The 25025-nt window shown below is 64.6% G+C and carries 30 protein-coding genes; 16 read left to right on the forward strand and 14 right to left on the reverse strand.

Going from position 1 to position 25025, the window contains the following annotated elements:
* The first annotated feature begins 95 nt into the window (after positions 1-95).
* The 3 genes from GW587_RS29840 to GW587_RS29850 are packed head-to-tail and all read left to right on the forward strand — an operon-like array spanning position 96 to position 2536.
* Entirely contained in the window at positions 96-797 is a 702-nt protein-coding gene (locus tag GW587_RS29840) for a phosphatase PAP2 family protein (RefSeq protein ID WP_229259726.1), read from the forward strand.
* Between the two features lie 17 nt (positions 798-814).
* Positions 815-1708: a diacylglycerol/lipid kinase family protein gene (locus GW587_RS29845; protein ID WP_166108546.1), complete on the forward strand. Its 894-nt coding sequence runs from the start codon at positions 815-817 to the stop codon at positions 1706-1708.
* Between the two features lie 9 nt (positions 1709-1717).
* Positions 1718-2536, forward strand: coding sequence for a metallophosphoesterase family protein (locus GW587_RS29850; RefSeq protein WP_166108547.1), 819 nt, complete (start codon positions 1718-1720; stop codon positions 2534-2536).
* 27 nt (positions 2537-2563) lie between these two features.
* On the opposite strand, the gene cls is transcribed toward GW587_RS29850, so the two are convergent.
* Both cls and GW587_RS29860 read right to left on the reverse strand, forming a co-directional pair.
* Positions 2564-3955, reverse strand: coding sequence for a cardiolipin synthase (gene cls / locus GW587_RS29855; RefSeq protein WP_166108548.1), 1392 nt, complete (start codon positions 3953-3955; stop codon positions 2564-2566).
* Positions 3952-6051 (reverse strand): site-specific recombinase, encoded by a 2100-nt coding sequence (locus GW587_RS29860; RefSeq protein WP_166108549.1) that lies wholly within the window; start codon positions 6049-6051, stop codon positions 3952-3954. The genes cls and GW587_RS29860 overlap by 4 nt, the downstream gene beginning before the upstream one ends.
* Positions 6052-6240: 189 nt before the next feature.
* Between GW587_RS29860 and GW587_RS29865 the strand changes: the two genes are divergently transcribed.
* Entirely contained in the window at positions 6241-7320 is a 1080-nt protein-coding gene (locus tag GW587_RS29865) for a porin (protein WP_166108550.1), read from the forward strand.
* Positions 7321-7373: 53 nt separating this feature from the next.
* Entirely contained in the window at positions 7374-8210 is an 837-nt protein-coding gene (locus GW587_RS29870) for a branched-chain amino acid aminotransferase (RefSeq protein WP_166108551.1), read from the forward strand.
* Here GW587_RS29870 and GW587_RS29875 read toward each other — a convergent pair whose 3' ends face one another.
* The 3 genes from GW587_RS29875 to GW587_RS29885 form a co-directional block, all read right to left on the reverse strand.
* Positions 8211-8756 (reverse strand): DUF3617 domain-containing protein, encoded by a 546-nt coding sequence (locus tag GW587_RS29875; protein ID WP_166108552.1) that lies wholly within the window; start codon positions 8754-8756, stop codon positions 8211-8213.
* Positions 8757-8857: 101 nt separating this feature from the next.
* Positions 8858-9004 carry a lmo0937 family membrane protein gene (locus GW587_RS29880; protein WP_008446864.1) on the reverse strand — a complete coding sequence of 49 codons (147 nt, stop codon included), beginning with the start codon at positions 9002-9004 and terminating at the stop codon, positions 8858-8860.
* Between the two features lie 138 nt (positions 9005-9142).
* A complete protein-coding gene (locus GW587_RS29885) occupies positions 9143-9754 on the reverse strand; it encodes a glycine zipper 2TM domain-containing protein (protein ID WP_166108553.1) in 612 nt (203 codons plus the stop codon).
* Positions 9755-9873: 119 nt separating this feature from the next.
* Between GW587_RS29885 and GW587_RS29890 the strand changes: the two genes are divergently transcribed.
* Positions 9874-10593 carry a Crp/Fnr family transcriptional regulator gene (locus GW587_RS29890; protein ID WP_166108554.1) on the forward strand — a complete coding sequence of 240 codons (720 nt, stop codon included), beginning with the start codon at positions 9874-9876 and terminating at the stop codon, positions 10591-10593.
* A gap of 72 nt (positions 10594-10665) precedes the next feature.
* Here GW587_RS29890 and GW587_RS29895 read toward each other — a convergent pair whose 3' ends face one another.
* Positions 10666-10887 carry a YMGG-like glycine zipper-containing protein gene (locus GW587_RS29895; protein WP_166108555.1) on the reverse strand — a complete coding sequence of 74 codons (222 nt, stop codon included), beginning with the start codon at positions 10885-10887 and terminating at the stop codon, positions 10666-10668.
* Between the two features lie 108 nt (positions 10888-10995).
* Positions 10996-13005, reverse strand: a complete 2010-nt coding sequence (locus GW587_RS29900; RefSeq protein ID WP_166108556.1) for an AsmA family protein — start codon at positions 13003-13005, stop codon at positions 10996-10998.
* 155 nt (positions 13006-13160) lie between these two features.
* On the opposite strand from GW587_RS29900, the gene GW587_RS29905 reads away from it, so the two are divergent.
* From GW587_RS29905 to GW587_RS29930, 6 genes are all read left to right on the forward strand, one after another.
* Positions 13161-13544 carry a DUF4398 domain-containing protein gene (locus GW587_RS29905; RefSeq protein ID WP_371875666.1) on the forward strand — a complete coding sequence of 128 codons (384 nt, stop codon included), beginning with the start codon at positions 13161-13163 and terminating at the stop codon, positions 13542-13544.
* A 15-nt stretch (positions 13545-13559) separates the two neighbouring features.
* The gene (locus GW587_RS29910) at positions 13560-14474 is read left to right on the forward strand and encodes an OmpA family protein (protein ID WP_229259727.1); all 915 of its coding nucleotides are present in this window, start codon (positions 13560-13562) and stop codon (positions 14472-14474) included.
* Between the two features lie 22 nt (positions 14475-14496).
* Positions 14497-15033 carry a ferritin-like domain-containing protein gene (locus tag GW587_RS29915; RefSeq protein WP_166108558.1) on the forward strand — a complete coding sequence of 179 codons (537 nt, stop codon included), beginning with the start codon at positions 14497-14499 and terminating at the stop codon, positions 15031-15033.
* A gap of 66 nt (positions 15034-15099) precedes the next feature.
* On the forward strand, positions 15100-15402 hold the full coding sequence (locus tag GW587_RS29920) for an ElaB/YgaM/YqjD family protein (protein WP_166108559.1): 303 nt from the start codon (positions 15100-15102) through the stop codon (positions 15400-15402).
* Positions 15403-15408: 6 nt separating this feature from the next.
* Complete coding sequence (locus GW587_RS29925; RefSeq protein WP_166108560.1) at positions 15409-15795, forward strand: phage holin family protein; 387 nt, start codon at positions 15409-15411, stop codon at positions 15793-15795.
* A gap of 9 nt (positions 15796-15804) precedes the next feature.
* Positions 15805-16191 carry a hypothetical protein gene (locus GW587_RS29930; RefSeq protein ID WP_166108561.1) on the forward strand — a complete coding sequence of 129 codons (387 nt, stop codon included), beginning with the start codon at positions 15805-15807 and terminating at the stop codon, positions 16189-16191.
* A 252-nt stretch (positions 16192-16443) separates the two neighbouring features.
* On the opposite strand, the gene GW587_RS29935 is transcribed toward GW587_RS29930, so the two are convergent.
* The 3 genes from GW587_RS29935 to GW587_RS29945 form a co-directional block, all read right to left on the reverse strand.
* Positions 16444-16767, reverse strand: a complete 324-nt coding sequence (locus GW587_RS29935; protein WP_166108562.1) for a hypothetical protein — start codon at positions 16765-16767, stop codon at positions 16444-16446.
* Positions 16768-16780: 13 nt separating this feature from the next.
* Entirely contained in the window at positions 16781-16933 is a 153-nt protein-coding gene (locus GW587_RS29940) for a DUF3309 domain-containing protein (protein ID WP_008446884.1), read from the reverse strand.
* 61 nt (positions 16934-16994) lie between these two features.
* Positions 16995-17441, reverse strand: coding sequence for an outer membrane lipoprotein (locus GW587_RS29945; protein WP_166108563.1), 447 nt, complete (start codon positions 17439-17441; stop codon positions 16995-16997).
* A gap of 233 nt (positions 17442-17674) precedes the next feature.
* On the opposite strand from GW587_RS29945, the gene GW587_RS29950 reads away from it, so the two are divergent.
* Positions 17675-17986: a BON domain-containing protein gene (locus GW587_RS29950; protein WP_166108564.1), complete on the forward strand. Its 312-nt coding sequence runs from the start codon at positions 17675-17677 to the stop codon at positions 17984-17986.
* A gap of 73 nt (positions 17987-18059) precedes the next feature.
* Complete coding sequence (locus tag GW587_RS29955; RefSeq protein WP_166108565.1) at positions 18060-19271, forward strand: AI-2E family transporter; 1212 nt, start codon at positions 18060-18062, stop codon at positions 19269-19271.
* Here the strand turns inward: GW587_RS29955 and GW587_RS29960 are convergent.
* Both GW587_RS29960 and GW587_RS29965 read right to left on the reverse strand, forming a co-directional pair.
* Complete coding sequence (locus tag GW587_RS29960; protein ID WP_166108566.1) at positions 19210-20121, reverse strand: YihY/virulence factor BrkB family protein; 912 nt, start codon at positions 20119-20121, stop codon at positions 19210-19212. The two genes, GW587_RS29955 and GW587_RS29960, sit on opposite strands and share 62 nt — an antisense overlap.
* Positions 20122-20164: 43 nt before the next feature.
* Positions 20165-21205 (reverse strand): OmpA family protein, encoded by a 1041-nt coding sequence (locus tag GW587_RS29965; RefSeq protein WP_166108567.1) that lies wholly within the window; start codon positions 21203-21205, stop codon positions 20165-20167.
* A 335-nt stretch (positions 21206-21540) separates the two neighbouring features.
* On the opposite strand from GW587_RS29965, the gene GW587_RS29970 reads away from it, so the two are divergent.
* Both GW587_RS29970 and GW587_RS29975 read left to right on the forward strand, forming a co-directional pair.
* The gene (locus GW587_RS29970; RefSeq protein WP_166108584.1) at positions 21541-22125 is read left to right on the forward strand and encodes a winged helix-turn-helix domain-containing protein; all 585 of its coding nucleotides are present in this window, start codon (positions 21541-21543) and stop codon (positions 22123-22125) included.
* A 132-nt stretch (positions 22126-22257) separates the two neighbouring features.
* Complete coding sequence (locus GW587_RS29975) at positions 22258-23133, forward strand: M90 family metallopeptidase (RefSeq protein ID WP_166108568.1); 876 nt, start codon at positions 22258-22260, stop codon at positions 23131-23133.
* Between the two features lies 1 nt (position 23134).
* On the opposite strand, the gene GW587_RS29980 is transcribed toward GW587_RS29975, so the two are convergent.
* Together GW587_RS29980 and GW587_RS29985 are read right to left on the reverse strand one after the other, a co-directional pair.
* Positions 23135-23653, reverse strand: a complete 519-nt coding sequence (locus GW587_RS29980; RefSeq protein ID WP_166108569.1) for a response regulator — start codon at positions 23651-23653, stop codon at positions 23135-23137.
* Positions 23650-25023, reverse strand: coding sequence for an ATP-binding protein (locus GW587_RS29985; RefSeq protein WP_166108570.1), 1374 nt, complete (start codon positions 25021-25023; stop codon positions 23650-23652). The genes GW587_RS29980 and GW587_RS29985 overlap by 4 nt, the downstream gene beginning before the upstream one ends.
* Between the last annotated feature and the right edge of the window lie 2 nt (positions 25024-25025).

The raw sequence follows: 25025 nt of genomic DNA on the forward strand, positions 1-25025 counted from the left end.
GCGGCGCGCGCCGGGAGACATTCGGCGCGCGTGAGTGCGGCCCTGGACGGCGGAGTCAAGGCACGTTACTCTCCCGTCAACATGGGAGCGTGACATTGCAGACTAAATTACTCAGCTTTATCGAAGCCCGCTTGTCGCCAGGCGGCGAATTCGGCCTGCATCTGACCGCCGGCATGGCGGTGCTGGTCGTGGCGGGCATTATTTTTCACGAACTGGCCGAAGCGGTCATGGGCCAGCAGGCGATCACCGTGCTGGACATGCAGGTGGCGCACTGGTTCAACGCCAACGCGGTCGAGCCGTTCACCAGCCTGATGCTGGGCGTTTCGGCCTGGCACTCGGCGTTGGGCATGCTGTTGATGGTGGCGGCGCTGGCCGCCTACTTCTGGCGCGTGCGGGCGCGCTACTGGCTGCTGGCGTTGATGTTCTCGGTACCGGGCGGCATGGTGTTGAACATCAGCCTTAAATACATCTTCCAGCGCGCGCGGCCGGTGTTCGAGGAGCCGCTGGTGACCTTGAGCACCTACAGCTTCCCCAGCGGCCACACCACCGCCGCCACCTGTTTCTACGGACTGCTGGCCAGCTACCTGGTGATCGCCCGTCCCGGCTGGAATGTGCGCTTGGGTACGGTGGCGCTGTGCACGATGATGGTATTGTTGGTGGCGTTCAGTCGCGTCTACCTGGGCGCGCACTATGTCAGCGACGTGCTGGCGGCCATGGCGGAAAGCATCGCCTGGCTGGCGGTGTGCATCACGGCGATATCCACGCTGCGGCGCCGGCGCGAGGGCAGAACGGTATAAACCAATTCAAGGAGAATATGCTGGACAAGATCGTGGTCATCGTCAACGCCAGTGCCGGCCTGGGTTACTGCGGCGGCTGGGCCGCCGCGCTGGCGGAAAAATTCCGCAGCCACGGCGTCGAGGCCGATATCACGCTGGCCAAGAGCGGCGAGGAAATGATCGCGCGCGCCGAACAGGCGCGGGCCGACGGCGCGCGGGTGGTGGTGGCGGGCGGCGGCGACGGCACCATCAACGCGGTGGCGTCCAGGCTGGCCGGCAGCGACACCCACCTGGGCGTGCTGCCGCTGGGCACGCTCAATCACTTCGCCAAGGATTTGAAGATTCCGCTCGATCTGGACGAGGCGGTGGCCAACGCCGTGCGCGGCGCGCCGCATCAGGTCGACGTGGGCGAGGTCAACGGCCGCATCTTCCTCAACAATTCCAGTCTCGGCATCTATCCGGACATCGTGCGCGACCGGGAAAAACAGCAGCGCCACCTGGGTCGCAGCAAATGGCATGCCTTCGGCCGCGCGATGTTCGCCGCGCTGCGACGCTTTCCCTTCATGAACGTGCGGCTCAAGATCAACGGCGACGAACATCTGCGGCGCACGCCGTTCGTCTTCATCGGCAACAACGAGTACACGCAAGGTTTGGCGATGGGCGCGCGCGAACGGCTGGACGGCGGCAAGCTGTGCCTGTACGTGGCGCAGAAGCCGACCCGGCTCGGCCTGTTGCGCTACGCCGCGCACGCGCTGTTCGGCAAGCTGGCGGAGGCGCGCGACTTCGACGTACTGTCGGCGCCGGAACTGGTGATCGAAACCCGCCACCGCCAGATGCGCGTGGCCACCGACGGCGAGGTCACGGTGATGACGCCGCCGCTGCGCTACCGCTCGCGGGCGGCGGCGCTGAGCGTCCTCGTCCCGGCCGTCTAGGAGAAGTCCATGCGCACCATCGTTCATTTATCCGACCTGCATTTCGGCCGCGTCGACCAGCAACTGCTGGAACCGTTGCGCGCGCTGACGGTCAAGCTGGCGCCGGACGTGCTGGTGGTCTCGGGCGACTTGACGCAGCGCGCCAAGTCGGACGAGTTCAAGGCCGCGCGCGCCTGGCTGGACACCCTGCCGGGGCCGCAGATCGTGGTGCCGGGCAACCACGACATCCCGCTGTACAACGTCGCCAGCCGCTTTTTGACGCCGCTGCGCAACTACACGCGCCACGTCACGCTGGACCTGGCGCCGGAATACGTGGACGAGGAGATCGCGGTCCTCGGCATCAACACCGCGCGCTCGCTGACGTTCAAGGATGGCCGCATCAACCACGAGCAGATCGCGCAGATCAGGCAGCGGCTGGGCGCGGTCGATCCGCAACTGACGCGGATCATCGTCACCCACCACCCGTTCGACCTGCCCGAGAGTTTCGACAAGGACGACCTGGTCGACCGCGCACCGCTGGCGATGCAAGCGTTCGCCGAATGCGGCGTCGATTTGCTGTTGGCGGGACATCTGCACGCCAGCCACGCCGGCAACAGCGCGCAGCGCTACAAGATCAGCGGCTACGCCGCGCTGGTGGTGCAGGCCGGGACGGCCACGTCGACGCGGGGCAGGGGCGAATCGAACTCATTCAACGTGCTGCGCATCGAGCCCGACATGGTGCAGGTCGAGCGTTACAGCTGGGTCGAAGGCACGGCCAGCTTCGAACCGGTGCACACCGAACGCTTCCGCCGCGACGGCGATACGTGGGCCATGGCCGGCGAAGCCTGAGTAAATGGTCGCGCCGCGGCCCGCCGCTTACAGCCAGTAGTTCATGAAGCGCGCCGCCCATTCCTTCATGCGGTGGGCCCATGGACGGTGGCGCCAGTCGTTCAGCGTGATCACCGTCGAGTCGCGCAGGTCCTCCTGGAAGGCGCGCTCCATCTCGGTGCCGAAGGCGTCGCCCAGCACCACCACATTGAGCTCGCTGTTGTGCAGGAAGCTGCGGGTGTCGATGTTGGTCGAGCCGACCGTCGACCAGTTGCCGTCGATGACGGCGGTCTTGGCGTGCAGCACCGCCAGCTTCAGCTGGTAGATTTTGACCCCCGACGCCAGCAACTCGTCGTAGAAGGCGTGCCCGGCGTAGAACACCAGTCCGCTGTCCGATACGCCCGGCAACACTATCTTGACGTCCACCCCGCGCCGCGCCGCCGCCATCAGCGCGTCCACCGTCTGCCGGTCCGGCACGAAGTAGGCGGAGGTGATGTGGATCGAGGTCTTCGATTCCTGGATCGCCAGATTGTAGGCCTTGTAGATCTCGAACTTGCCGCCCGGCTCGCTGCCCAGCACGCGCACCACCTTGTCGCCGGCGATCACCGGCTGCGGGAAGTAGTCGGCCTCCGGCAGGTCGTCCTTGTCCTGGGTCGCCCAGTTGCGCACGAACAGCCATTGGAACGCTTGCACCGCCGGCCCTTCGACCTTGATGTGGGTGTCGCGCCAGCCCACCTGCGACTTGTCGGTCGGCTTGGAGGCGGAGCGGAACAGCGAGCTCTTGGCGTAGGTCGCGCTGATGTTGATGCCGCCGGTGAAGGCGGTCTTGCCGTCGACGATCAACACCTTGCGGTGGTCGCGGCTGTTGACCTTCCAGCTGTCGCCGCTGACCTTGGCCGGGTTGACCGGGTTGAATTCCAGCAGGTTGATGCCGGCGGTGCGCATGCGGGTGAAGAATTCCGCCGGCACGCCGATGGTGCCGACGCTGTCGTACATGATGTTGACCACCACCCCTTCGAGCCGCTTGGCGATCAGCGCGTCCGCGAACTTCATGCCCAGCTCGTCCTGGTCGAAGATATAGGTTTCCAGGTTGATGCTGCTGCGCGCGGCGGTGATGGCCTTGAGCATCTCCGCCATCGTCTGCGGACCGTCGAACAACAACGTGGTTTTGTTCCCGGCGATCAGCGGCACGCCGGTCGCCGCTTCCTCCAGCGCCGCCTGCGCCTGCTGCTCCAGCGAGGCCTTCTTCCAGCGCTTGCTCAGCAGCGCCTTGGCGCGGGCGTCGCTCATGGCGCCGTGGACGCCGGTCACGCTCGGCACCGCGCCGGGTTCGAGCTTGTCGCTCATCGCGGTCACGTTCGGCAGCGACGCGCACGCGCCCAGCAGCCCCCAGCACATCAGGGTGGCGGGCAGCCAGAAACGCATGCGGAATATGGTCATTTTATTGCCTTGTCGAGAGATTTAGTTTCATCGGACAGCGCCAGCGGCGCCGCGTCTTCGTCGCGCGAACCGAAAAAGAAGGAGATCGGTCCTTGCCGGAACCTGCGTCCCAGCGCTTTCATCAACTGCCAGCCATGCTTGAACCGCACCTGGCGCGAGCGCAGCGCCACCCACAGCGCCAGGCCGAAACTGACCACCAGGTTGACCGTGCCGATGGCCAGGAAACCGGCCACCGAGGTCACAACTAATTCCCAGCTGACATTGTGATCGAGTCCCACCATTGCTGTCGCAAAGTTGGCGGACGAGAAGGTCACGTGCCGGATATCAAGCGGGATGCCGGTCACGAAGCCGATGAACGGCATCGCGCCCAGCAAGATGCCGAAGAAGAAGTTCCCCATCAGCCCGCCCAGGTTGTTTTCCAGGTAGACGCCCAGCCGGGTCAGCCGTTCCCGGCCCAGCAGCCAGCGCAGGCCGCGCAGTTGCGCGATGCGCTGCGCCCAGCGCGTGTACAGCGCCTTGTTGTCGTAGTAGCCGGAGATCAGGCCGGCGACGAACAGGCAGACGCCGGCGATCGCGGCGTACAACAGCGTCGGGCCGTGGATCGGGTCGATGTCGTGCAGCAGGTGCATCGCCTTTTCCGGCGACACCAGATGGTGCCCGGTCATCAGCGGCCACGCCATCGCGATCAGCCATGCGGTCGGGATCGCCGTCGCCAGATTGCCCAGCACCGCCATGTTCTGCGTGCGCAGCACCTTGGCGCACAGCTCGGCCATGCTGTCGAGGTCGATGTTGCGGCCGTCCTTGCTGTGCAGCCCGGCCGCGATGCGCGAGGCGGTCATCGCCGGCTGCTTGGTGGCGACCGTGAAGTGCAGCAGGTGGATGAACATGAAGCCGAGCGAGTAGTTCATGCTGAACATGAAGGCCTCGACCAGCGGCGCGGCGCGCAGGTAGGACATCAGGATCTTGAACAGCGCCATGAAGCCGATCACCAGCCCGGCGCCGGCCGACGAGAAGAACATGCCGCCCAGCTCGCGCCGGTGGTCGGCGACATAGTGTTCGCCGGTATGGCTGGCGTTCTCGGTCACGTTGCGCGCCAGCAGGTCGATATTGTCGCGCAGCAGGTCGCTGACCGCGTATTTATGGTTGTGCGCCTTGACCAGTTCCAGCGTCAGGCCGACGGCGGCGCTGCGGCGCGGACTCGGCGGGCCTTCCTGCTGCAGCGGCGACGCCACCGCCAGCAGGTTGACCTCGGCGGCGGGACGGTGTTCCAGCTCGCCGCTGACGTCCACCAGGAACAGCAACTTGCGCATCCGGTCCAGGCTTTGCGACAGCGTCACCAGCAGGTAGGTCAGCGCGATGCTGGTGCCCTGGCTCAGCGCCTTCTTGCGGATCTTGCCGACCACGGTGTCGCACTGGTCCAGCATCACCAGCAGGTGGCGCGCGTCCTCCAGCTCGACCGCTTCGCCGGCCAGCATGCGCTGGTAGCTGTCGAGATAGGCGTTGACCTCGAAGTTCTGCACCATGAACGGCGATTCGTAGGTTTCCATCTCGGTGTGGAAATTGGTCAGGCGCGGCTCCAGCCCGATCGCGCAGACGCGGTAGGACAGGGTGCGGATCGCCTCCAGCAGGCCGGGCAGCATCAGGTTGCCGCCGCCGGCCGGCGCGCCGACCGGATGGATCACCACATCGAGCAGTGCCAGCCAGTCGGCGGCGGGCACGGCGGCGATCCACAGGTGGTCGCTGCGCTTGTAGACGATCTGGTCCAGCGCCTCGCTCAGGTAGTCGCTGCCCAGCGCCGGCGGCAGCATGCGGTAGGCGATGCGGGTTTTCAGTTCGGTGAAGAAGCCGTCGTTCGACAGCACGCCGATCTCGGTGTACAGGCTGGAATGGCGGCGCGAGGCGATCAGGTTGCGGCCGTAGCCGCGCAAGGCGAGCGCGTGCGCGGGATTCCCCTTCAACAATTGGCAAAGGGTGCGCACGTTGGCGGTGGCGCCGGCGACGTCGCTGGCGCGCTTGGGACGCAGGGTGCCAAACAGCTCGACCATCAGGCCGATGTCGTTGCTGTTTGCGTCGATGCGTTCGAGAATATTGAGCATGCGGGTGGCGGCGGGGCGCGTAGAACAAAGAGTCAGTATAACTGCGGCCCCGCCGCCGGTATGTACGATGGCGAACATTGATTTCCAGAGTGAAAGAAGACGCTGCGTGATGTTCCGCACAGAGAACAGTGCCTTCGAGGACTACACTGGTTCCAACGATTAACCAATTCCCTCCAGCACGGCGCCATCATGAAACCCACCCTCGTCACGTTGACTTTGCTTGCACCGCTGTTCGCGGCGGCGCAAGCGCCGTCGCCGGTGCAGGTGTACGGCGTGCTGGACGCGGGCGTGGTGGCGGAGCGCGGTTGCGTCGGCGAGTGCGCCAAGACCAAGCTCGACAGTGGTGTCGCCTCCGGCTCGCGCCTCGGCGTGACCGGACGCGAGGACCTGGGCGGCGGCACCTCGGCGGTGTACACGCTGGAGGCCGGCATCCTCAACGACAGCGGCGCCTCCGACCAGGGCGGCCGCCTGTTCGGCCGCGAAGCGTATGTCGGACTGGACGGCCCGCTCGGCCGGGTGACCATGGGCCGGCAGTACAACCTGGTCTACGAGACCTTGACCGATGTGGCCGATCCCTTCCACGGCGGCATGGCCGGCAGCGCGGCCAATCTGGTCGGCTACACCACCAAGCGCTACGACAACACCATCAAGTACAAGTCGCCGCGCTCGCGCAGCGGCTTCATCGGTTCGGCGATCTACAGTTTCGGCGAATCGCCGTTCAACAGCCGGGTCAACCGCGCCTACGGCGCCACGCTGGGTTACGCCAAGGGCGCGGCCAATCTGAGCATCAGCCACCAGCGCAAGGAAAACATGCTGGACGCCACCGGCACCACGCCGCCGGTCGACCAGTCGGCGCGCAACACCCTGGTCGGCGCCAATGTCGACTTCGGCCGTTTCATCGGCTACGCCGCCTATGGCCGCAGCCGGGGCGACGGCAGCGCGCAGTGGAATATGGAGAACCAGTACGGCGCGGTGGTGCAAACCACGCCGTCCCGCGACAGCCGCGACGCGTTGTTCGGCGTCGCCGTGCCGATGGGCGCGACCACCTGGATGGCCTCGTACGTGCGCAAGGACGACCGCGACCTGGCCGACCGCGACGCCAGCCAGATCGCGGTCGGCTTCTCCTACGCGATGTCGCGCCGCACCGACTGGTACGCCGCCATCGCCAAGATCCAGAACCGCAACAGCGCCGCCTACACCGTCGGCAACGCCAGCGGCGGCGGACGCGGCGACCGCGCCGTCAACGTCGGCCTGCGCCACTCCTTCTAATACCCCCGCCACTCGTGCTACATTGCTCGTTTCACTGATTTCCGGGAACAAGCATGTATCTGACTTACTTCAACGGCAGCTGGACCGAAGGCAACACCCCACTGTTCGGCGCCATGGACCACAGCGTCTGGCTGGGCTCGTCCGTATTCGACGGCGCCCGCTCGATACGCGGCCATATGCCCGATCTGCGCCTGCACTTGCAGCGCGTGATCGCCTCGTCGGAACGGGTCGGGCTGGCGTGCCCGCTGGGCGTGGATGAGATGGAAAAGCTGGTGCGCGAAGGCGTCGCCAAGTTCCCGGCCGACGCCGAACTGTATGTACGGCCGCTGGTGTTCGGTACCGACGGCCTGTTGATTCCGGTGGCCGAAAAGAGCGGCTTCGCGCTGACCTTGTTCGATGCGCCGATGCCGGCCTTCACCGGCTTCTCGGCCTGCCTGTCGGAGCTGCGCCGGCCCGGCCCGCTGATGGCGCCGACCGACGCCAAGGCGTCGGCGCTGTACGTCAACAGCACCAAGGCGCTGCGCGAAGCCAAGACGCGCGGCTACGACAACGCGGTGGTCTGCGACGGTGACGGCAACGTGGCCGAGTTCGCCACGGCCAACCTGTTCTTCGTCACGCCGGGCGGCGCGGTGGTGACGCCTGTGCCGAACGGCACCTTCCTGTCCGGCATCACCCGCGCCCGCGTCATCGAGTTGCTGGCCAAGGAGGGTATCGAGGTCGAGCAGCGCTCGGTGCGTCCGGAGGAACTGGACAGCGCGGTCGAGATCTTCAACACCGGCAACTACGGCAAGGTCACGCCCTGCGTGCGCTACGAAGCGCGCAGCTTGCCGGTCGGGCCGGTCGCGACCTTGGCGCGCGACCGCTACATGGCGTTTTCCGACACCCAGTAATCAGTTCGCCTTGGCGGCCGGCTTGGGCGGGCAGGTGTCCGACAACCGGCGGCCGGTCGATTCGACAATGGTGTTCCTGGCGCCGACGCCGACCATGTTGGACACGTCCATCGTCATGGTGTAGGCGCTGTCGCCCTGGAAGCGGATTTGCCCCTTGCCGCTGGAAACCGGATCGGTGCAGGAGAACGAGAAGTTCAGGCCGCCGGGCACCTCGTCCTGCTTCGAGGTGCACTTGCCTTTTTGCTGCAGCGGCAACTGCCGCTTCGCCACCATCTCCGGCGTGACGCAGGCGGTCATCAGCATGCCGCCGTCGCTGCCTTGCTTGGGCATCGACACGCCTTGCTGGGCCATCATCGCTTCCATCTTCTGCCGCTGCTCGGGCGGCATGTTCGCCATCATTTGCATCGCCTGGCTCAGCGCCTGGTCGGTCTGCGCGTTGCCGCTCTTGATCTTGCTGTTGGTCTCCCACAAGCCGGGCTTGACCGTGGTTTGCGCATGCGCCTGCGCTGCGGCCAGCATGGCCAGCACGATGATTGTTCGTTTCATAGCGTCTCCAAAAAATACAGCATAAACCAATCCGTCGCGGACATGAAAAAACGGCGCGCCACCGTAGGGTGGGGCGCCGTTGTTCGGGGTCGTGCGGAGGGCTAGACGCCGCGTCCGCTGATCAGGCGCAGCAGCACCATGATGATGGCGACCACCAGCAGGATGTGGATGAAGCCGCCGATGGTGTACGACGTGACCAGGCCCAGCAGCCACAGGATAAGCAGAACTACAGCGATGGTATAGAGCATGATTCTCTCCTTGAGTTTGTAGAGTGACGTCCACTGGGGGCATCGTTCACGATGTCGAACTTGTTGTCTTGTTCGTATCTTGAGTTCATTATGAACGTTGCAAGTTGTTTGCTCTGTACGGTGCCGTACGTTAATCCTTTAATCGATGGAGCGCAGCTGGCCCTTGACCACACGCACCGCATCGCCGGCGCGCCATTGCGGTTGCGCCGACTGGCTGATGGTGCGCTTGGCGCCGTTATCCATGCGCACCACGACGTTCCAGGTGTGCGTGGTTTTCATATTGCCTTCGATCTGGTTGCCGGCCACCGCGCCGCCGACCGCGCCGGCCACCGTCGCGATCTGACGGCCGTGGCCGCTACCGACCTGGTTGCCCAGCAGGCCGCCGAGGATGGCGCCGCCGGCCGCGCCGACGCCGCTGCCTTGCGGACGATGCTCGACCGAGCGCACCGATTCGACCACGCCGCAATTGCCGCAAGCCGCCGGTGCCTGTTGCGCTTCCGGCGCGGGCGCCTGGCCCGGGCCTTGCGCGATCACCGGCGCCGGTGCGGCGTTGCTGTAGCCGGCTGGCTGCTCCGGCACGGACGACAGTTGGCCCGGCATCGGCGCCGCGCCGGGCACGCTGCCGCTGGCGTTCGAGGTCGGCAGCCAGCCCAGCATCGCGGCGCTGCCGACGCCGCAGAACAGCACCACCGCGACTGCGGCGATGACCATGATCGGATGGATGGAACGTTGGGTGGTGGGCGTATTCATGTGGTGTCCTTTATCTTGTTGAGTGTGATGCATAACACCGCATATTTTCCTATGAGACATGTCCAGCTTCCGTGCGTCACCGTACATACAGGGCAATTCATTGCCTTTACGCTGATCCCATGCATACCCATCCCTCAAATTTTCTCGACGACGACCGCACGCAGGCGCGGCCAGCGCAGAATCGCCTGCTGGCAAGCCTGCCGGACGACGATCAAGCCCATCTCGCAGCGGTCAGCGCGACGGTGCGGGTCGAATCGGGCGAGGTCTTGTACGAGCCGGGCCAGCCGATGCGCTACATCTACTTTCCGATCGATTGCCTGATTTCCCTGCTGGCGGTGGCCGAGGGCCGCATGACGCTGGAGGTCGGTTCGATCGGCCGCGAAGGCATGCTGGGCGCGTCGGTGGTACTGGGGCACGAAACGGCGCAGGTGAGGGCGGTGGTGCAACGCGCCGGCCGCGTCAACCGCATTGAAGCGGCCGACTTCGTCACCGAGTTCCGCCGCACCGAATCGCTGCACCGGCTGCTGCACCGCTACACCGACAGCCTGTTGTCGCAAGCGATACAGATCGCCGTGTGCAGCCGCTTCCACGTGCTGGAGGCGCGGCTGGCGCGCTCGCTGCTGATCACGCGCGATCGCCTGCAATCGGAAAAATTCCACCTGACCCACGAGTTCCTGGCGCACGCGCTGGGGGTGCGGCGGGTCGGCGTCACCAAGGCGGCCAGCGCGCTGCAAAATCAAAAGCTGATCAGCTACAGCCGCGGCAATATCGAGATCCTCGATTCCGCCGGCCTGGAAGCGGTGTCGTGCCGCTGTTACGAGCTGGTCAAGGACGCTTGAACCAGGCCGCCCCCATTGAAAAAGGGCTCGATCGCGATTGCCGCGATCGAGCCCTTTTCGATGCAAGTGGAATTAACGCGGTGGCTTTTGCACCTGGTTGCCGATCACGCCGCCGACCGCCGCGCCGCCGACCGCGCCAACCGCGCTGCCGCCGGTCAGCACCGAGCCGGCCACCGCGCCGACGCCTGCGCCCACTGCCGTGTTGCGATCCTGATTCGACATGCCCGCGCATGCGCTCAGACCCAGGGTGGCCGCCAGAATGGCTGCCGTCGATGCGATATGTTTGATGTTCATGTTGTTCTCCTCTGGCAGGTTGGGGCGCGGTATTGCGCCTTCACCAATGGATCCAGAGTACGTCACACCGCGCGCCGATTCCGTTCGCCACCGCACCTAGAAGAAATCTTACTTGGGAGCAGGTGCCACCGGCTTGCCGCCGGCCTGCGCCAGCAAGGCCTTGCAGCCGCTGCCGTCCTCGCCGGCGGTGTTGACCAGCGGCAGGATGGCGGCGATCGGCGCCACCACCGCCAACGCCAGCGCGCCGCCGGCGCGCAGCGCCATCATGCCCTTGTCGATGCTGACGTCGGGATCCTTGAAGCTGCCGCGCACATAGATCGGCGAACGCAGCGAGATCACCCGCATGCTCTTGGCGTCCGGCTTCAAGGTCAGGTCCAGTTTCTCGTTGCCGAGATTGACCGTGCCGGCGATGTCGATCCGCGCTTCCGAGGTGTCGACCACGAACAGCCGCGAGCGCATCAAGCCGTTGCTGACGGCGAAGTCGGTGACCATGCAGTTCAGCTTGACCTGCTTGTCGCCGATCACCTTGGTCAGCACCACGCTGCCGATGTTCAAGCCCATCTCCTCCAGCAACAGCTTGCTGACGCTGCCTTCGTTGATCACGCCCTTGAGCTCGCCGTTGGACGAGCCCAGCAGCCCGGCCACCGAGTTGCCGGTGGCCGACAGCGAGACGTCGGCGTTGACTTCGCCCACCGTGGCCTGCATGCCGTCGAACTTGGGGAACAGCTGCTTGAGCTGCAGATGGCGCGCGCCGGCCTTCAGTTCGGCGCGGATGGCGTGGGCGTTGACCTTGCCGCTGCCGTCGAGCATGACGTTGGAGGTGAAGCGGCCGCCGGCGATGTCGAAGTCCATCGGCGTCAGCGACAGCACGCCGTCCTGCATGTGGATCCGGGTGTCGAGGTTGTGGATCGGCAGGTCGCGCTCGCGCGTGATGCGCTGCGCCTTGAAGCCGACGTCGGCGTCGAGCGCGGTCCAACGCTCGGTGCGGAAGGTTTCCACCGGCAGCACCTTGTTGCCCGGCTGGACTTCCTCGGCGCCGCGCGCCTTGCGGCTGGCCTTGGAGTCGGCGCCGATCAGCGGCCCGAGGTCGGCCACCTGCAACAGCGTCGAATGTACCGCGCCGGTCAGCAGCGGGCGCGGCCTGGCGGAGTTGTAGTCGAGCTTGCCGGCGATGTCGCTGCTGCCGACGCGGCCGGTGAACTGGTCGTAGATCCAATGGCCGCCGGCGGCGCCGATGCTGCCGGTCAGATGGCCTTCGGTGCTGAACGGCGGCGTCTCCGGCAGCAGCACGCCGGTCAGGCCGTACAGCCGCTCCATGCTGGGTCCGGACAGTTTGAGCCGCATGTCGAGCACGGTCAGCGCGGCCGGCCGGGTCAGCGTGCCGACGATGCTGATGCGGGTGCCGCCGACGTCGAGCTCGGCGCTGAGCGGGAACGGCGCGGTCTGCTCGCGCAAGGCCAGCACCGCGCCGGCCTTGCCGCCGCCGCTGACGTCCTGCGCGTTCCACTTGCCGCGCAGCTTCCACGACACGCCGTAGTCGCGGTCGCCGTTGATGGTGTCGACCTCGGCGCTGGCGTCGACATGGGTCATGGCGTCGATATAGCGCACCGTGCCTTTGGCGAACACCACCCGCTGCACGTCGAGCTGCCACAGCGACGGCTTGTCGGCCCGCTTGAAGGTCCAGTTGTTCTTGCCGTCGGCGTCGCGCTGCAGCAGCAGCGCCGGGCGGTCGAAGCGCAGCACCGGCACCGTGATCCGGTTGCGCAGCAGCCCCAGCGGATCGACCGCGAAGGCGAACTGGCCGACGCTGGCCATTTCCGTCGGCGCCCGCATGCCGTTCGGATTACCGATGTGCACATCCCTGGCGATCAGGTACGGCAGCGGCAGGTAGTCGCGCCAGGTGCGGTCGGCGTCGCCGCTGCCTTGCCGGCCCCAGGTCAGCGACAGCGCGCCGCGGATCTCGAACGGCCGGTCGATGGCGGCGCCGATCTTGTCGTTGAGCCAGGGACGGGCGCGGTTCCAGTCGACGCTGGCCAGCGCGACCAGCGCGATGACGGGCACGGCGACCAGCGCGCCGGCGATGGCGAGGGCGATACGGGAGCGGCGGGGCAGGGACATGGACGCATCTTTTTCTTCTAGTTAGTTGCACCATTCTACACACTCCGTTCGGGCCGCAGCGCAGCGTTTTAGTGTGCGGCACCGTACTGAAAGACAATGCGCAAAAGTCTATAACGTTATCTGTCCGATCAAATTAATCAAGGAGAACAATAATGATGACCACGAAACGCGTTCAAATGTTATGCGGCGCCGTTGCGCTGTTGGGCCTGGCCGCTTGCGCCAGCGACAAAGCGCCTGCGACCGCCGATGTGGCCGTGTCCCGCGCCGCCGTGGCAAACGCCACCAGCGCCGGCGCCGCCGATCTGGCGCCGGCTGAAATGCAGTCGGCCCGCGAGAAACTGATGCGCGCCAACCAGGCGCTGGCCGCCAAGGATTACAAGACCGCCCAGGATCTGGCGACGCAGGCTTCGGCCGACGCCCAGCTGGCGCAAAGCAAGGCTAACTCCGCCAAGGCCACCAGCGCCGCCGACGAGCTGCAACAGAACATCCGCCTGCTGCGCGAAGAGCTGAACCGCGCCAACAGCACCACCCAACAATAATCCGGAGATTCCATCATGAAAAAACTGCACCTGATCCCTACCGTGTTCGCGATGTCCGTCTTCTTCGCGGCTTGCAGCACCACCCCGACCACCACCAGCACGCTGGACCAGGCGCGCGGCGACTTCGCCGCCGCGCAGTCGAACCCGCGCGTCGCCGCCAGCGCGCCGGTGGAATTCAAGGCCGCCGCCGATGCGCTGGACCGCGCCAACGCCGCCGCCGCGAAAAAAGAAAGCCTGAACGATATCGACAAGCTGGCGTACATCGCCAAGCAAAAGATCGCCACCGCGCAGGAAATCGCCAAGCAGAAGCAAGCCGAGGCTGATGTCGCCAACGCCGGCCGCCAGCGCGACGAGATTCGCCTGGAAGCCCGCACCGCTGAAGCCAACCAGGCCCGCAGCGCCGCCGACAAGGCGCGCATGAGCGCCGAGGAAGCCAAGGCCCAGGCCGACGCCGCCCGCCTGCAAGCCGAAGCCGCCACGAACTCTGCGCGCGACGAGCAAGCCAAGAGCGCCGCGCTGCAACAGCAGCTGAACGACCTGCAAGCCAAGCAAACCGACCGTGGCCTGGTGATCACGCTGAGCGATGTACTGTTCAACGTCGACCGTGCCGAACTGAGCGCCGAAGGCATGCGCACCGCGCAAAAAATGGCCGACGTGCTGCTGCAGGAACCGCAAAGCGCCGTGCTGATCGAAGGGTTCACCGACAGCACCGGTACCTCGGCGCACAACATGGAGCTGTCGCAGCGCCGTGCGGAATCGGTGCGTAACGCGCTGATCGGCCTGGGCGTGAAAAGCGACAAGATCGCCACCCGCGGCTACGGCGAAGCCTACCCGGTCGCCGCCAACACCGACGCCGGCAGCCGCCAGCTGAACCGCCGCGTCGAGATCGTGCTGTCGCAAAACGGCGCACCGATCGCCAACCGTCGTTAATCTCACACCAGGAAGGACTATCATGGCTGAATCTAATCCCACCCATCCGGCAGGTATCGACACCAATGCCATCCGCGAAGCCGCCCGCAATCTGCAGGACGGTCCGGTCACCGCCGGCTACCAGGGCGACCGCGCGGCGGTCGTCGACATGCTGAACGGCGCGCTGGCCACCGAACTGGTCTGCGTGCTGCGCTACAAGCGCCACTACTACACCGTCAGCGGTCTGCAAAACGGCCCGATCAAGGCCGAATTCCTGGAGCACGCGCAACAGGAGCAGGAGCACGCCGACTGGCTGGCCGAGCGGATTGTCCAATTGAATGGACAACCTGATTTTAATCCGGCAACATTGCTCGCACGTAGTCATGCCGAGTATGATGCTTCGGAGGACGTGCAATCGATGGTCAAGGCCAATCTGATCGCGGAGCGGGTCGCCATCGAGTCATACCGCCAGATGATCGAAAAGATCGGCGACACCGATCCGACGACGCGCCACTTGTTGATCAAGATCATGGCGGTCGAAGAAGAGCACGCGGACGATATGCGTGACCTGCTTGCTTAAGGCGGAGCCGCTGTCGACCGAATTGCTGTACAGTTTTCACACCACAACCAAAACAGGAGCTTCATCATGCTGGAACAAAACATTAGCACCGTGAATAACGACGTGAAAACTCTGGTGAAAGATGCCCAGGCATTGTTTACCGCCGCCACCGCGCTGACCGGTGAAAAAGCCGAAGAACTGCGCGGCCGCGGCATGCGCGCCCTCGACACCGCACTGGCCAAGGCCCACGAAGCCCAGATCAGCGCGGTCGCCGCCGGCAAGGAAGCGGCCAAGCACGCCGATGAATACGTCAAGGAAAACCCATGGCGCTCGATCGCCGGCGCGGCCGCCATCGGCCTGCTGATCGGCGTGATCATCGGCCGCAAGTAATCCATCGTGGCGCACGCTGACGAAGGGAACCGTCCGCCGGGCTTGATCGCCTCGCTGGGCCTGGTGACCCGCAACGCGCTCGGCTTGCTGCTGTCGCGGCTGGAGTTGGCCGCGCTGGAGTTGTCGGAGGTGCGTAATCACCTGCTGCAACTGGTGCTGGTGTTCGCGCTGGCCATCGCCGTGGGCAGCCTCGCGCTGATCTACGCGACGGTCACGATCGTCTGGCTGGCCTGGACGGTGATCGGCTGGGTCATCCTGCCGATCATCACCGGCGTGTTCCTGCTGATCGCCGTCGCGCTGGTGCTGTACGCGCGCGGCCTGATCCGTGGCGGCAAGCTGACCATGCCGGCGACCATGGCGGAACTCAAGTCCGACCGCGACATGCTGTTGTAAGGAGAGGCGATGAGCAAGCAAAACGAAGCCCTCGCGTTCGACGCCGAGAAACAGCGGCTGATACGCGAAGGCGAGCTGTATCGCATCAAGGTGGTGCACTCGAAGGCGCTGGTCGCCCATGCGCTGCATCCGGACGCGCTGTTCCACGGCGCGGTCGATCATGCGGTCGGCATGGCGCGCGCACGCATCGGCGGCCTGGTGCAGCCGGGCGCGCTGGGTTCGGCGCTGAGTGGATTCAACGTCAAGTCCCTGCTGCCGTACGCGATGACGGTGGGTTCGTTCATCGTGCGCAGGCGCTTGATCAAACCGGTCATCGGCATCGCGCTGGTGGCGGGGATCGGCGTCGCCTGGCTGATGCGGCGCAAGCCTTCATCGGAACCGGACGACACGCCTTGAGCACCGCTCCCAATCCGCTCAATCCCGCCGGACTCAGCATCGTGCTGGTCTTGCAGGGAGAGGGCGAGTTGGGAGCTTATCAAGCCGCCATCCTGGCCGGCAATCCCCACTAAACACGTTTGTCCCGGCTGCGCCAATTCTGGCATGGCATCGCGCATCGCAACACGATCGACATGCGCCATTTGTCCGCTGGAGGCACTGGAACTGAGCCCGGAATAAGAACGGGCCGCCTGATTCGGCGGCCCGCTGGGCTTAATGGCTTTGCGCCACGATCTGCGGCGCGTTGGCAAGGTCGCGCTGATAGGTGTCCTGCGCTTCCTTCAGGCATCCGCCGCGTTCGCTGGCGGGGCCTTTCTTGCAGGCCAGTCTGGCTTCAGCCAGCGCGGCGCCGATCTCCTTGCGCAGCGTGCGCATCTGCGCCGACGCGGTCGTGTCTTCCTGATGCCAGCGGGCCGGATCGCCCTTGGCGATTTCCTGCTGCTGCAACTGGACGTTCTGCTGTGGCGTGGTGTCCTGCGCTTGCGCGGCAAGCGCCGCGCAGGACAACATCACGCCGAGTACGAGGCGATGCGTCATGGCGTGCTCCCGGTTATAAGCGGCCGGTCAGCAGCATGATCAGCAGGATCACGACGATCAGGCCGGTGATGCCGCTGGGCGCGTAGCCCCAGCTGCGGCTGTGCGGCCAGGTTGGCAATGCGCCGATCAGCGCCAGAACCAGAATAATCAGAATGATGGTGCCCATATTTTTTCTCCCGTGGTGTTATAAATGTTTTTACTGGTCCCGCGCCGGCGTGAGGCCGGTGTTAGTAGCGATACAGGCGGCCGTCGACCAGGCGCACGCGGTTGCCCACGCGCAGGTCGTAGACGCTGTCCTGGTTGACGATGCGGTAGTCGCCGTTATCCATGCGTACGCTGATCTGGTATTGCTGCGCCGGCTGGTTGCGATTGTCTTCAACCTTGTTGCCGACCACGGCGCCGCCGACGGCGCCGGCCACGGTGGCGGCGGTACGGCCGCTGCCCGAGCCGACCTGGTTACCCAGCAGGGCGCCGACCAGACCACCGGTGACCGCGCCGACGCCGCTGGTGCCGGACTTGGCCTGCACCACCTGGATCGATTCAATGCTGCCGTAGCTGGCCGAATCCTGATTCATATAACCGATTTGCTGTTGTGGCTGATTAGTGCTGGCGCAACCACTGAGCACGGCGACGCCGGCCAGGACTGCTGCTGCCAAGGTAGTGGAGCGTTTCATGATGATGTCCTCCTGAAATAGTGTGAGTCCAGAATAAACTTCGTGATGGGCAAGGTCTGTGCGCTTGCGCACTCATACGCGGCGTGGCGTTTTGACATGAAATTCCCCGTGTGTACGCTAACGTACAGAGGTAATGCGGCAACAGGCGTAAAACGTCTACATCGGTAGCAGAGACGTCGCAACGTCCCGCTGGCTGACAAACTCATTTGTTACATACCCCAAGGAGAATCGCCATGAAAATCGCACATAAAATCGCTACTGCCCTGTTCACCGTATCGCTGCTGGCCACCGCTGGCTGCGCTTCGACCTCTTCGAAAGAAGGCACCGGCGAGTATGTCGACGATTCCGTCATCACCACCAAAGTAAAGGCCAGCATCTTCAACGAGCCTAGCCTGAAAACGACCGAAATCAATGTCGAAACCTTCAAAGGCACCGTGCAACTGAGCGGCTTCGTCGCCCAGCCTGGCGACATCGCCAAGGCCGGCGAAGTGGCGCGCGGCGTCAAAGGCGTGACTGCTGTCAAGAACGACCTGCACGTCAAGTAAGCGGTCCTTCCCCCTAGCCGGCGCGCCATGCTCATCGAGCGTGCCGCGCCGGCATTTTTTTTTGTGAGCCATCATGAATCAGCCTGTCGATCTTCCCCGAACTAATGCACAGGCGGTCAGTGCCGAAGCCGACGTATTGCGCGACACCGCGCGCGAGCTTCCACTCGACCCTCCCCGCGAATTGCCCCGCATTCCGCTCCACGTCAACGCGCGCGGCCTGGCGCTGGGCGTCATCGCCACCGTGGCCTTCGTCTATGCGCTGCAATGGTCGCGCGACTTCCTGGTGCCGCTGTTGCTCGGCATCCTGATCACTTATACCCTCAGTCCCATCGTCTGCTGGCTGGAGCGATGGCGCGTGCCGCGCGTACTCGGCGCCACGCTGGTCACCATCGCCATCCTCGGCGGCTCGGTGCTGACCATCGACAAGGTGCAGGGCGAATTCCAATCCATCGTCGACGAACTGCCGAGCGCCGGGCACAAGCTGTCGCGGCTGCTGTCGGAACGTCTGCATGGTGGCGGGCCGAGCGCGCTGCAACGGATCCAGGACGTCGCCACCGAACTGCAGCAGGCCACTACCAGCGCCCAGGAACGGCGCGCCGCGCGCAGGGCGGTGGCGACCGCCAGCGCGCCGGACACGTTGCCGGTGATGGACTGGGTCTGGGCCGGCTCGCGCGGCGTGATGACCTTCCTCAGCCAGTCGACGATGGTGATCTTCCTGGTGTTTTTCCTGCTGCTGTCGGGCGACACCTTCAAGCGCAAGCTGGTCAAGCTGACCGGGCCGTCGTTGAGCAAGAAGAAGATCACGGTGCACATCCTGGACGACATCAACACCTCGATCCAGAAATACATGCTGATGCTGCTGTCGACCAACGTCATGCTGGCCTTGCTGATGTGGGTGGCGCTGCGCTGGATCGGCCTGGAGAACGCCGGCGCCTGGGCCATCGTGGCCGGGCTGCTGCACCTGATGCCTTACTTCGGTCCCTTGCTGATCATGGTCGCGACCGGCATCGTCGCCTTCCTGCAATTCGAATCGGTGAAGATGAGCTTGTTGGTGATGGGCACCTCGCTCGGCATCGCCACGCTGGTCGGCACCGTCATCGCGACCTGGATGACGGGCCGCTTCGCGCGCATGAATCCGGCGGCGGTGTTCGTCAGCCTGTTGTTCTGGGGATGGTTGTGGGGAATTTGGGGCTTGCTGCTGGGCGTGCCGATGATCGTCATCGTCAAAGTGGTGGCGGAACGCGTCGAGGGGATGGAGGTGGTGGCGGAGCTGCTGGGCGAGTAGAAGGCCTGGCCTTCAAACTGCCCAGCTGCAGCGCGTACTGGCGCGCGAACTCGGCGCCGAGGAAGAAGATCTGCGCCGAGTAGTACACCCACAGCAGCAGGGCGATCAGCGAGCCGGCGGCGCCGAAGCTGCTAGCGACGCCGCTGTTGCCGATATACACGCCGATCGCGTATTTGCCCAACGTGAACAACGCCGCCGTGCCCAATGCCCCGATGGTGACGTCGTGCCACGACAGCTTCACCCGCGGCAGCATCTTGAAGATCACGCCGAACAGCGCGCCGATCACGACGAAACTGATGGCCAGGTTCAGCCCCGTCAGCACCATGCCGGCGTCCTTCCACAGGCTGCCCCAATACTTTTCCAGCAGCGCCAGCGCGGCGCTGACCACCAGCGACACCATCAATAGAAACGCCAGCACCAGCACCATGCCGAACGACAGCAGACGGGTGCGGACCGCGTCCCAGGCCGTGCCTTTGGTCAGGGGAGGGACTTGCCAGATTGCGTCCAGGCTGGCCTTGAGCTCGGCGAACACGGTGGTGGCGCCGAACAGCAGCAAGCCGCCGGCGATCACGGTGGCCAAGCGGCCTTCCTCCTTGTTGCGGGCGCCGGCCAGCACCAGCTGGATCGCTTCCGCGCCCTGTGCGCCGACCAGGCCGCGCAGCTGCGTGAACAGTTCGCCCTGGGCCGCCTGCGGTCCGTAGAACCAGCCGGCGATGGCGAGCACCAGCACGATGATCGGCGCCAGCGAAAACAGCGTATAAAACGCCAACGCCGCGCCCATACTACCGGCGCGGTGCTCAAACCATTCGGAGACGGTGCATTTCAGCACCGAACCTATGTTTGCCTTCATCGATTGAACAGCCGCGCGACCGGAGCCGCGCGGCGTGCCGCTGTTACTGTACGCGGCGTTCGATGGTGATCTGTTCCACCTCGACGCGACGGTTAGGTTCCAGGCACTTGATCAGGTCGACACGTTTCTTGTCGTTGCACTCGACCACAGGCATGGTTTCGCCTTTGCCTTCAGCGTTCAGACGGTCAGCCGCGATACCTTTGCCGACCAGGTAAGCCTTGACCGAAGCGGCGCGCTGTTCCGACAGCTTCTGGTTGTACTTGTCGCTGCCGATGCGGTCGGCGTGACCGGTGATGACGACGCCGCTGATGCTTGGGTTGGTGCTCAGCACATTGGCGATGTCGTCCAGCTTAGGCTGGTTCGGGTTCAGCTTGGCGCTGTTGAACGTGAACAGCTCGGTCGCCGACATCGTCACTTTTTCAAAGCGTGCCGGTGGTGGTGGCGGTGGTGGCAGCGGTGCTGGTGGCGGTGGTGGCGGCTGCACGGCTTCCGGCGCAGGCGGCGGTGCCGGTGGCGCTGGACGCGGTGGCGCGTTGAAGGCGATGTTCAGGCCGACGGTGGCGTAGTAGTTGTTGCTCTTGCTGGATGGGAAGACATCGTCACGCAGGAAGCCGTGCACATCGCGCAGATCGACTTGCAGGGCGACGCGTTCGCTCAGGTCGGCCTGGAAACCGAAGCCGGCGCTGACGTAGCCGGAGTTCTTGCGGGTTTCGCCGGTCAGGTTCAGGTTGGTCTTGTCGCGCTCGACACCAGCGCCGACCAGGATGAATGGACGGAACGATTTACGCGAGAACAGGTACAAGCCATCCACACCGAAAGTGTTTTGCTGGTAGCGCTGGCCGTTTTCACGGGAGCGGCCATAGGTGGTGCCGATCTGCATGTCCCAGTTTTCATTCATGGCCTTACCGAATTTCAAACCGCCGCCGTAGCCGGTCTTGTCGACGCCGAAGTCCGAATCAGGACGCATGGCGTTGACGCTAGGCTGGATGTACCACGATGGATTGATGACCGCATCCTGAGCCAGGGCGGAGAACGACGCGCAGAGGGCTGCTACGGCGAAGGCGATTTTCTTAGTTTTATTCACAGGTAAGCTCCCGAATATTAAAAATATGTTTCTAGGCCAACGATGTCATAACACCGCTGTTGGACCGAAGATTAGGGGGGATGTCACATTCCTTCCGTTCGCTACCGCACCTAAGTTTGTGCTGTATCAAATCCGCCACATTTCCTGAAACTTATCCGCATTTTCCATGTCCCATCTTTAGGCGAATAGATGCATCACTAATGTTCGTTGCCGCACAGACTGTGACGCCGCAAACCGGCATCCTTCATTCAACGCCACACCAATCTCGGCAATTGTTATTAAGGAGTGATCAAATGCATGCTGTCAGACAACCTCAAAAGCTGGTCCAGAACGAGATGAAAGCCTCGCCTGAAATGCAAGCCACCACAGCCAAGCTGATGTTGGTGGAGCGTCCGGCGCCTGCCCCTCTGGATCGCAAACCGGCCTTGTCGATGGCCTCGATCGAACGCGTGCGTTCGACTTCGGCCACGTTGCGCCGCATTGAAAACATGCAAAAGCTGATCGGCGAACTGTCGCTGCACGAGATGCTGGCCGACGAAATCGCCTGGTTCCTGAAATTTTCGCCATCCGGCGCCCGCAAATACATCCGCGACCTGCGCGAAGCCGGCGTGATCGAGCTGGCCCGCTATGTCGAAGGCACCGCCACCTATCTGGGCAAGGCCGTCTACCAGCTGACCCCCGACCCGGAGCGCGTCGCCGCCTTCCTGGCCGCGATCGTCCAGCCGAAACGCGAAGGCGCGCCGCCGCGCAAGGAACGTCCCGGCATCCGCGAACAAGCCATGGCCGGCAGCGGTCGTCACTTCCACATCCTGGCCGACGACACCCACTATGCGATCCGCGTCAATCGCGGCCCGGTGATGCGCGACCCGCTGGTCGCCGCGCTGTTCGGCATGGCGCCGTCGCAGCAAAAAGCCGAATAAAACACCACCGTAGTGGTAGCATCGACAGCCGGGCAGTGCATACTGCGCCGGCTGTTTTTCTATTGGCGCATTGAAATATAGTTGGACCGCCCCACTTAGCCAGCACTGGACATCACACGGACCTGCGGCAACATGGAAGCTTTGATCTGGATCGGCCTGACGGCGCTGGCGATAGCGCTGCCTTTTTATTACCCGCACTGGCGCCTGCAACGGGTACTGGCCCGGCCTTTGCCGGCCGAAGCCGAAGCGGTCCTGCAACGCAGCATCCCGGTCTACCGCCGCATGTCGCCCGAGCTGCAACAGCAATTGCGGCGGCTGGTGGTGCAATTCCTGCATCAAAAGAAGTTCGTCGGCTGCGAAGGGCTGGAGGTCACCGATGAAATGGCGGTCACCATCGCCGGCCAGGCCTGCCTGCTGCTGTTGAACCGGCCCAGCAAAGTCTACCCGGCCTTGCACACCATCCTGGTCTACCCGAGCGCCTTCGTGGCGCGCCGGCACGACGTCGGTCCCGGCGGCGTGATCACGCCCGGCCACCAGAGCATGCTGGGCGAATCCTGGGACGACGGCCGCGTGGTGCTGTCCTGGGACGACGTGCAGCAGGGCGCCGGCGACTGGACCGACGGCCACAACATCGTGCTGCACGAGTTCGCGCACCAGCTCGACAGCGAATCCGGCCGCGCCAATGGCGCCCCGTACCTGGGCAATCCCGCCAGCTACCGCGAATGGTCGGAAGTGCTGTCGCGCGACTATCAGAACCTGCGCATGCACGCCATGTACCGCCAGCACACGGTGATGGACCACTACGGCGCCACCAATCCGGCCGAGTTCTTCGCCGTCGCCACCGAGACCTTCTTTGAAAAGCCGTACCAGATGGCCGAGCACCACGCCGAGCTGTTCGCGGAATTCCTCAAATATTATCGCGTCGATCCGCGCGCATGGATGGCGGCGCCGTTGCCGCCGCCCGAGCCGCAGGCCCCGGCCTCGTACGCCTTCACCGGCGGCTGGTAAGCTACAAGATGATCGAACCGTCGGCCGCGCGCTTGACGTCCAGCAGCCCCGGTTCCTCCTGCTCCAGCCGCTGCGCTTCCAGCTCCTGCGGCGTCGCCGCCACCGCGCCGTCCGGCCCCCGGCCCAGTTCCACCAGCAGCCGCGCGCGCTCCTGCAAGCCGAGCTGGATGCACTGCTCCAGCTCCGCCTGTTGCCACGGCTTTTGAATAAACCGGAACACATTGGCGTCGTTGATGGCAGCCATCGCGGTCTTGAAATCGTTCGAGGCGCTGAGCATGATGCGCACCGTCAGCGGCGCCACGTCGCGCAGCGCCTGCAGGAAGTCGCCGCCGGTCATCTCCGGCATCATGAAATCCGACACCACCAGATCGAACTCGCAGACGCAAATGCGGTTCAGCGCGTCGAACGGATTGGAAAAGCTTTCGATCTGGGCGCCGGCCAGCGTTTCGCTCTGGCGCAGCGCGCGTTGCAGCGCGCTCAGCATATTGGGTTCGTCATCGACCAGCATGATGCGGCTCATGGTTGCTCCTTGTGGCGGACCGGCAGCAGCACGCGGAAGCGCGTACCCCGGCCCAGTTCGGTATCGACATCGATGCGGCCGCCGTGCTTCTGCACGATGCCGTAGGCCAGCGACAGCCCCAGCCCGGTGCCCTTGCCGACCGCCTTGGTGGTGAAAAACGGATCGAAGATGCGCGACAGCGCGTCCGGCGCGATGCCGGTGCCGGTGTCCTCGACTTCGAGATACACCGTCTGCGGGCTGTCCAGCCCGGTGCGCACGGTGATCCTGCCGCGTTCCGGCCCCATCGACTGGGCGGCGTTGACCACCAGGTTCATCACCACCTGGTTGATCTGCAGCGGCAGGCATTCGATCTGCGGGATGGCGCCGTATTCCTTGACCACGTCGGCGCGGTACTTGACCTCGTTGCCGACGATGTTGAGGGTGGAATCGATACCCTGGTGCAGGTCGGCGCGGCTCCATTCCTGACCGGCGTCCTGGCGCGAGAAATCCTTCAGGTCTTCGACGATGTGGCGCACGCGGACGATGCCCTCCATCGATTCCTTCATCAGCGCCGGAATGTCTTCGCGCAGGAAATCCAGGTCGAGCCGCTGGCGCATCGCGCGCAGCTGCGCCAGCACGGCCGGCTGGCCGATGCTGGCTTCCGCCTCCTGGTAGGCGCCGAGCATGGAAAACAGCTGGCTCAGGTATTTTTCCAGCGTGCCGACGTTGGAAAAGATATAGCCGATCGGGTTGTTGATCTCGTGCGCCACGCCGGCCGCCAGCTGGCCGATCGAGGCCATCTTCTCGGCCTGCACCAGCTGCTGCTGCGCCATCGACAGCAAATCGTTCAGTTCGGTCAGCTGGCGGATGTCGTCCTCCAGCCGGTCGTTGGCGTCGGCCAGCTGGGCGGTGCGTTTCTCGACGATGTGTTCCAGGTTGTCGTGCGCCTTGCGCAACGAATTCTCGGCGACGCGGCGCTCGGTGACGTCGCGCAGCGTCTCGATCGCGCCGACCACGTTGCCGGCGCCGTCGCGCAGCGGCGCGGCGGTGAAGTGCAGCCAATGGCCGCTGACGCCGATGTTGGGAAAGAAGTCCTCCGATTCGTAGGCGCCGGGGATCAGGGTCGAGCAATAGCTATGGCCCGGGTAATGGTCGGCGATGTTGTCGTCGTTGTCGACGATCAGGTCCGACAACAGCGGCCGCTGCTTGTGATAGAACGGTTGCCAGTGGTTCTGCGTGCCGACCATCGCCGCGCTGCTCCAGCCCAGCAGCTGCTCGCAGGCCTTGTTCCAGTGCGTGATGACGTGGTGGCGGTTGACGGCGAAGGTGGCCACCGGATGGCCATCGAAAAATTCGGACAGCGCCACTTCGGATTGGGACGGCAATTTCATCG

This window comes from Duganella aceris (assembly GCF_011090165.1).
Taxonomy (GTDB): Bacteria; Pseudomonadota; Gammaproteobacteria; order Burkholderiales; family Burkholderiaceae_D; genus Rugamonas; species Rugamonas aceris.